The organism is Marinobacter halodurans (genome assembly GCF_004327985.1).
In the GTDB taxonomy this organism is placed as follows: Bacteria; Pseudomonadota; Gammaproteobacteria; order Pseudomonadales; family Oleiphilaceae; genus Marinobacter_A; species Marinobacter_A halodurans.
Genome location: NZ_SJDL01000147.1, coordinates 1 through 1,056, shown reverse-complemented (window position 1 = coordinate 1,056; position 1,056 = coordinate 1). Strand labels below are relative to the sequence as shown.

Genomic DNA, 1,056 nt, shown 5'->3' with positions numbered 1-1,056 from the left:
GCGGCCAGGGCGACTTTGGATTTGAATGATGCGCTGTATTGCTTGCGTTTCTTGCTCATGATTCTCCTCCTTGTGGAGATGATGAATCAGAGCTCAGGCACCTGTCCAAATTTCGGGGTCCACTTCATTGCTCGACAGCTTCACAAAGCTTCTGGTGGCCAAGGAAGCATATTGGATTTAACTGTCCCTGATGGGAATATTAGAGTAAAGGAATTTGGAAAGTTAGAAGATTTTGTTGATCATAGGGTGTTTTCTGATGGTGAGAATATTATTGATCCTCGCTTTTCTCCTAACCCTATTCCTGTGAATCAATACTTAGATGAGCTGAGGCAGCTGAATCCCAGTTTGGTTGTTAAAGACGTCACTCCATAGGATGAAGAGGTGTTAAATGATTTATGAACTGGAGCGAATGCAAAAAATTTTAAACGCTAAAAGTGTCTGCCCCAGGAAGGGATATAGGCGGGATGTTCCGATATATGAGTTGGTATGTTATGTTAATAATATTACTGGATGTTATCTTTCTGGAAATTTAGAGCCGATAAAGATTTTCATAGAAAGAGCCAGAATATATATTGAGGATAATGTCGAGAACGAGGGTGATGAGGGTTACTTTGATTTGGTGGAAAAGTATCTGGTTTTAATGGGTGAGTATATAAATCGACATTCCATCTAAGTCGTCGACCCTAAAAAGTAAATACTGCGGAATTCCAATTCCAAGGTCAGGCCTTGCCTTTTTCCCTCCGCCTGCAAGTTGGATGCATTTCCGATGACCTATCCACATTAGCCAAGCATCAACAAGGAGCCAAAGATGGCCAGACCGTTGCGATAGAAATCGCAGGCGCGCTCTATCACATTACTTCACGGTGTAACCGGCGAGAAGCCATCTACGAGAAAGGCAAAAGGCAAGACTTGGACCTGATCACTGCTATGGAAGGTCTGAATAACCGCTGATTTTTGCTGAATTTGGTTTTAATCGGCAAAAAATCGAAGATTCAGACACTATTTTCCCGTTATTTGTGTGTTCCTTGCCTGTTTCCCGCCAGTTTGGCGGAACAC

At 42.7% G+C, this 1,056-nt stretch carries 2 protein-coding genes; both read left to right on the top strand.

Annotation, left to right across the window (positions count from 1 at the left end; genetic code table 11):
• Positions 1-372, top strand: a 372-nt coding sequence (locus tag EZI54_RS24715; protein WP_207389346.1) for a hypothetical protein, incomplete at its 5' end; no start/stop codon positions are given.
• Between the two features lie 16 nt (positions 373-388).
• A complete protein-coding gene (locus EZI54_RS23845) occupies positions 389-673 on the top strand; it encodes a hypothetical protein (RefSeq protein WP_131484334.1) in 285 nt (94 codons plus the stop codon).
• Positions 674-1,056: the final 383 nt, after the last annotated feature.

Coding starts and splice junctions, on each gene's coding strand:
- EZI54_RS23845 (WP_131484334.1), top strand. CDS start 389: ATGATTTATGAACTGGAGCGAATGCAAAAAATTTTAAACGCTAAAAGT.